Source organism: Mesorhizobium sp. P2_F8, from assembly GCF_056403655.1.
On the sequence record NZ_JBFUFB010000003.1, the window covers coordinates 723,244 to 729,625 of the forward strand.

5 protein-coding genes are annotated in these 6,382 nt (G+C 61.8%); 4 read left to right on the forward strand and 1 reads right to left on the reverse strand.

Annotation, left to right across the window (positions count from 1 at the left end; translation table 11 throughout):
• Nucleotides 1-137: 137 nt before the first annotated feature.
• Nucleotides 138-1,265, forward strand: a complete 1,128-nt coding sequence (locus AC1DZP_RS10810; RefSeq protein ID WP_457151500.1) for an ATP-dependent DNA helicase — start codon at nt 138-140, stop codon at nt 1,263-1,265.
• A 34-nt stretch (nt 1,266-1,299) separates the two neighbouring features.
• Here AC1DZP_RS10810 and AC1DZP_RS10815 read toward each other — a convergent pair whose 3' ends face one another.
• Entirely contained in the window at nt 1,300-1,716 is a 417-nt protein-coding gene (locus AC1DZP_RS10815) for a SpoIIAA family protein (protein ID WP_477302175.1), read from the reverse strand.
• 113 nt (nt 1,717-1,829) lie between these two features.
• On the opposite strand from AC1DZP_RS10815, the gene AC1DZP_RS10820 reads away from it, so the two are divergent.
• The 3 genes from AC1DZP_RS10820 to AC1DZP_RS10830 form a co-directional block, all read left to right on the forward strand.
• Nucleotides 1,830-2,570 (forward strand): pyridoxine 5'-phosphate synthase, encoded by a 741-nt coding sequence (locus AC1DZP_RS10820; protein ID WP_477302177.1) that lies wholly within the window; start codon nt 1,830-1,832, stop codon nt 2,568-2,570.
• A 97-nt stretch (nt 2,571-2,667) separates the two neighbouring features.
• Nucleotides 2,668-4,581, forward strand: a complete 1,914-nt coding sequence (locus AC1DZP_RS10825) for a potassium transporter Kup (RefSeq protein WP_477302179.1) — start codon at nt 2,668-2,670, stop codon at nt 4,579-4,581.
• Nucleotides 4,582-4,764: 183 nt separating this feature from the next.
• Nucleotides 4,765-6,382 (forward strand): potassium transporter Kup (locus tag AC1DZP_RS10830; protein ID WP_477302181.1); only part of this gene is annotated, 1,618 nt, incomplete at its 3' end.

A 6,382-nucleotide genomic window follows, 5' to 3' on the forward strand; every position in this document is an offset into this window, starting at 1 on the left:
CGTTGCCACGTCTGTTCTCTTTACGTTCTTGTTTGCGCCTGATAGCCTGACCCGTCCGTGGCGCTGAAGCGCCCCGACACGTCGATGGTGGTGGCGGCTATCTTGTCTTTCCCTTGCGAATCCGGTCTCTCGCGCTGATGGAATTCTCTCCCCAACAGGACGAGGCGCTGCAAGCGGTTGCCCGCTGGCTCAAGACCGGAAAGCCGCAGCTGTTCCGGCTGTTCGGCTATGCCGGCACCGGCAAGACGACGCTGGCGCGCTATTTCGCCGAGCATGTCGACGGCCAGGTCCAGTTCGCCGCCTTCACCGGCAAGGCCGCACAGGTACTGCGCTCCAAGGGCGCGATCAACGCCCGCACCATCCATTCGCTGATCTATCGGCCGAAGGGCGAGGAATCGGTATCGGACGAGGTCACCGGCAAGACCTCGATGTCACCGACCTTTTCGCTCAACCGGCAAAGCCCGATCTCGCGGGCGAAACTGGTCGTCATCGACGAATGTTCGATGGTCGACGAACAGCTTGGCCGCGACCTGATGAGCTTCGGCACGCCGATCCTGGTGCTCGGCGACCCCGGCCAGCTGCCGCCGATTTCGGGCGGCGGCTTCTTCACCGACCACGAGCCGGATTTCCTGCTCACCGAAATCCACCGGCAGGCACGCGACAATCCGATCCTGCGGCTGGCGCTCGATGTTCGCGAGGGCCGCGAGTTCATGCGCGGGGACTATGGCACGGCCCAGGTGATCGGCAAGGAAGACGTCACCCAGGAACTGGTGCTCAAGGCCGACCAGGTGCTGGTCGGCACCAACCGCACGCGGCGGCGCTACAATCAGCGGCTGCGCGAACTCAAAGGCTTCAATGCCGACTATCCGCAGGCCGGCGACAAGCTCGTCTGCCTGCGCAACGATCCGGCCAAGGGCCTGCTCAACGGCTCGCTATGGAAGGTGATGACCTCGTCGCGCGAGACGGTGAAGCCCGGCATCAACCTTCTGGTGTCGCCGGAAGAGGACGATCCGGATCGCGGCGTTGCCAAGATCAAGCTGCTCAAGGCAGCCTTCGAGGATCCGGATGCCGACATCCCCTGGCAGCAGAAGAAGCGCTTCGACGATTTCGACTATGGCTACGCGCTGACTGTGCACAAGGCGCAGGGCTCGCAATGGAACGAGATCGTGCTGTTCGATGAAAGCTGGGCCTTCAAGGAAACCCGCCAGCGCTGGCTCTACACCGCCATCACGCGCGCGGCCGAGCGGCTGACGATCGTCAGGTAGCAGGCATTCGACGGCCCTGCGGGGCTGTCGTGTTTCAGCCGCGACCCTGTTGCTCTTCGGTCGGCCGGGCTCCAAGCCATTGCCAGGCCGAGGCTTCGTCCTCGGTCTCGAAATGCTTGAATTCGATTGCCGGAGCATCCCGCAGGACATGTCGCGCGTCGGCGGTCCAGTCCGGCTCGCCGATCGTCGCGCAACGGCCGACATGTTGCATTGCATGGGCGGTGCCCTGCGTCAGGGTCTCTTCGGCAATATTGGCCCAGTCGACGCCATCGTGATCGACAAGGCGCACCAACACGTCGATATGTGGGTGAAGGGCATAGGCTGCCTCCATCAACCCGAAAAGGTTTTCGCCATCGGCCGCCGAGACGTGGCCGACGACATCGATGGCGAGAAGATCGTCACGGCTGGTCTCGAGGCGACGGATAGCCGGTACGGCATCGAGAAAATTCATGGCGCTTCCTTTCGCGGACTCACTTCATCACGCTTGGAACACTCGAAACCCCCTGTCTGTTCCCGCCAAAGGCATTATAGGTGGCGCGTCGAATGATCTCCGAGGCCGCTTCCATGCCCGCAAAACTCTCCGTCAACCTCAATGCCGTCGCCATGCTGCGCAACCGGCGTGACCTGCCGTGGCCGAGCGTGACGGGCCTCGGCCGCATCGCGCTCGCAGCCGGGGCGCATGGGCTGACGGTGCATCCGCGCCCCGACGAGCGGCACACGAGACACTCTGATCTGCCTGAGATACGGTCCCTGATCGACGACGAATTTCCGCGCGCGGAATTCAACATCGAAGGCTATCCGACCGAGGATTTCCTGGTGCTTGTGGAAAAGCATCAGCCCGAACAGGTGACGCTGGTGCCGGACGATCCGGCGCAGGCGACGTCGGACCATGGCTGGAACTTTGCCGCCGAGGCCGCGTTCCTTACTCCGATCGTCAGGCGTCTGAAGAAGGGCGGCTTTCGTGTGTCGCTGTTTTCGGACCCGGATCCTGCGGGCGTGACGGCCGCGCGGGACATCGGCGCCGACCGCATAGAGCTTTATACAGGCCCTTATGGCAGTTATCATTCCGATCCCGCCGGAGCGGCCAAGGAATTGGAAAGACTGGGAAAAACCGCTGATGCCGCGCTTGCCGCCGGTCTTCAGGTCAATGCCGGGCACGATCTGGTGGTCAGCAACCTTCCGGCACTGGCAAAGCGCATTCCGGCATTAGCCGAAGTGTCGATCGGACATGGATTGACAGCCGACGCGTTGGAGTATGGCATGGCCGGCACGGTGGGGCGGTTCCTGAAGGCCTGCGGGTGGTAGGGTAGAGCCGCGCATTGAAAGTATGGCAGCCATCGCGTGCAATTGATATCGTATCGCAGCATGCATAGAGCGCCGCGCGCTTGTCGGAGAGTGGTCGATGGCCCTTGCCAGTAGCGGTAGCGAGGCTGGAACCGTCGAACAATCGAGCCATTCCGAGGTCGAAAAGCACAGCACCAAGGTTCTGATGCTGGGCGCGCTCGGTGTCGTCTATGGCGATATCGGCACCAGCCCCATCTACGCCTTCCGAGAAGCGCTCCATGCTTCTCCCGGCACCGATACGCGTAGCGATGTGCTGGGCGTTCTGTCGCTGATTGTCTGGGCGCTGACGATCATCGTCACCATAAAGTATGTCGCCTTCGTGCTTCGTGCAGACAACAAGGGCGAGGGCGGCACGCTATCCCTGATGGCGCTTGCACGAAGCGCCTATCCGAAAGGCGCCCGACTAATTCTCGGGATCGGGCTTTGCGGTGCGGCGCTGTTTTTTGGCGACGCTATCATCACACCGGCCATCTCCGTGCTGTCGGCGGTCGAAGGCCTGGAGGTGGTGACCCCGACACTGGATGCCTATGTCGTGCCCATCACGTTGGTCATCCTGGCCCTTCTGTTTTCGGTGCAACGCTTCGGCACCGGAAAGGTCGCGGCGGTGTTCGGGCCGGTGACAGCGCTTTGGTTCCTGGCCATCGGCATCGCAGGGCTCTATCACCTGACGGACGATCCATCGGTCCTGATGGCGATCAATCCTTACTACGCCGTCTATTATCTCGCCGGTACTCCGACCGCCGCCTTTGTGACCGTCGGTGCGGTGTTCCTGGCCGTGACCGGGGCCGAGGCGCTCTATGTYGATCTCGGCCATTTCGGGCGCAAGCCGATCGTGATGGCCTGGTTTTCCGTGGTTTTCCCGTGCCTGCTGCTCAACTATTTCGGGCAAGGCGCTTTTGTCCTGGCCAATGGTGGCAGGCCGACCAATCCATTCTTTCAGATGCTGCCTGACTGGGCACTGATGCCGATGGTGGGCATGGCAACGGCCGCGACCGTTATCGCCAGCCAGGCGGTCATCTCAGGCGCTTTTTCACTGACTCGTCAGGCCGTGCAGCTCAACCTTCTGCCGCGCATCGAGGTGCAGCATACCTCTGAAATGCAGCTCGGGCAGATTTACATGCCCCGCGTCAACCTGCTCATCGCGATCGGGGTGATGCTGCTGGTGGTTGGTTTCGGCAGCTCGAGTGCGCTGGCCTCCGCTTACGGAATTTCGGTCACCGGCGAAATGCTGATGACGACCATTCTGCTGTTCGTGGTGATGCGCAAGCTGTGGAAATGGAAGCTGGCGCTTGCCTTGGCTCTGGCCCTGCTGTTCGGCATAATCGACAGCGGTTTTTTCTTGGCAAACGTCGTCAAGATCTTCGAAGGCGGATGGGTATCAATTACTGTCGCCTGCATAATGGGGCTGATCATGTCGACATGGATTCGCGGCACCCGCTATCTGTTCGACAAGACCCGGCGCAACGAGATCCCGCTCGATTTCCTCGCCGGCAATCTGTTGAAGAAGAAGCCGCAGCTGGTGTCCGGCACCGCCGTGTTCCTGACCAGCGATCCCTTGAGCGCGCCAACGGCRCTGATGCACAGCCTGAARCACTACAAGGTGCTGCATGAGCAGAACGTCATCCTTTCGGTGGTGACCGCGCCGCAGCCGGTGGTGCCCGACAGCGAGCGGGTCAAGATGGAGACGGTCAACGAGCTGTTCATGCGGGTGACGCTGACCTTCGGCTACATGGAGCAGCCCAACATCCCGCGCGCGCTGGCGATCTGCCGCAAGCAGGGCTGGAAGTTCGACATCATGACGACCTCGTTCTTCCTGTCGCGACGTTCGCTCAAGGCCTCGCCCAATTCCGGCATGCCGGTGTGGCAGGACCGGTTGTTCATCGGCCTGGCGCGCACGGCGGCCGACGCGACCGAATATTTCCAGATCCCGACCGGCCGTGTGGTAGAGATTGGTACGCAGGTAGCGATCTGACGGACGCATGTGCTGCCGGTCATGCTGGTGCGACCATGCCTGCAGATCGAGCCTGCGAATCTCGCGTGGACCGATGATCTCCCGAGCAGCCGAGCGTTGCCGGCATGGGGGCCATCACGCGACGGCACTTGATATTGCATCGCAGCAAGCGTAGATGACCGCGCACTTATCGGAGTGTCGTCCATGGCCCTTGCCAATGCTGGTAGTGAGGCAGAACCCGTCGAACAATCGAGCCATCCTGAAATCGAACAGCACAGCACCAAGGTGTTAATGCTGGGCGCGCTTGGCGTCGTCTATGGGGATATCGGCACCAGCCCGATCTATGCGTTCCGCGAGGCGCTGGTGGCATCGTCGCGCGGTAGCGTGGCGGATCGCGGCGATATTCTTGGCGTTCTGTCGCTGATCATCTGGTCGCTGACGATCATCGTCACCATCAAATACATCATGTTTGTGCTGCGCGCCGACAACCGCGGCGAGGGCGGCGTGCTGTCGCTGATGGCGCTGGCGCGCGGCAGTTTCCCCAAGCGTTCGGCGCTGATACTTGGCATCGGCATCGTCGGGGCATCGCTTTTCTTCGGTGACGCCGTCATCACGCCGGCAATCTCGGTGCTGTCGGCCGTCGAGGGCATGAATGTCGTCACGCCTGCCTTCCAGCCTTATGTGGTGCCGCTAACTCTGGTCATTCTTGCCATGGTGTTCGCGGTACAGCGCTTTGGCACGGGCGGGGTGGGATTGGTGTTCGGCCCGGTGACCGCAGTATGGTTCCTGGCCATTGGCCTTTCCGGTCTCAACCACATCATCGCCGATCCGGAAATCCTGTGGGCGGTGAGCCCACACTACATCGTTGCCTTTCTGATCAATTCGCCCGACGTCGCCTTCGTTACCATCGGCGCCATCTTCCTCGCCGTCACCGGCGCCGAAGCGCTCTATGCCGATCTCGGCCATTTCGGCCGCAAGCCGATCGTGCTCGCCTGGCTGGCGATCGTGTTTCCCTGCCTGCTGCTCAATTATGCCGGGCAAGGCGCCTTCGTGCTGGCAAAGAACGGCGTGGTCGGCCATCCGTTCTTCGAGATGAACGAGGGCTGGACGCTGATCCCGATGGTCGTGCTGGCGACTGCTGCGACCGTGATCGCCAGCCAGGCGGTGATTTCGGGCGCCTTCTCGCTGACCAGGCAGGCCGTGCAGCTCAACATGCTGCCGCGTCTGGAAATCCTGCACACATCCGAAAAACAGTCCGGCCAGATCTACATGCCGCGCGTCAATCTCCTGCTGGCGCTGGTGGTGATGATGCTGGTCGTCGGCTTCGGCGAGTCCAGCAAGCTGGCGTCGGCCTATGGTATTTCGGTGACCGGCAACATGCTGGTGACGACGGTGCTGCTCTATGTCGTCATGACGCGTATCTGGAAATGGCAGCTGTGGCTGGCCGTCTCGCTGACGACGCTGTTTGCCTTTATCGACATCGGCTTCTTTGCCTCCAATATCGTCAAGGTGTTCGAGGGCGGCTGGGCATCGCTGGCCGTGGCCTTCACCATCGTGCTGGGCATGTGGACCTGGGTGCGCGGCAGCCGCTATCTGTTCGACAAGACCCGGCGCAACGAGATCCCGCTCGATTTCCTCGCCGGCAATCTGTTGAAGAAGAAGCCGCAGCTGGTGTCCGGCACCGCCGTGTTCCTGACCAGCGATCCCTTGAGCGCGCCAACGGCACTGATGCACAGCCTGAAACACTACAAGGTGCTGCATGAGCAGAACGTCATCCTTTCGGTGGTGACCGCGCCGCAGCCGGTGGTGCCCGACAGCGAGC

Coding starts and splice junctions, on each gene's coding strand:
- AC1DZP_RS10810 (WP_457151500.1), top strand. CDS start 138: ATGGAATTCTCTCCCCAACAGGACGAGGCGCTGCAAGCGGTTGCCCGC.
- AC1DZP_RS10815 (WP_477302175.1), bottom strand. CDS start 1,716: ATGAATTTTCTCGATGCCGTACCGGCTATCCGTCGCCTCGAGACCAGC.
- AC1DZP_RS10820 (WP_477302177.1), top strand. CDS start 1,830: ATGCCCGCAAAACTCTCCGTCAACCTCAATGCCGTCGCCATGCTGCGC.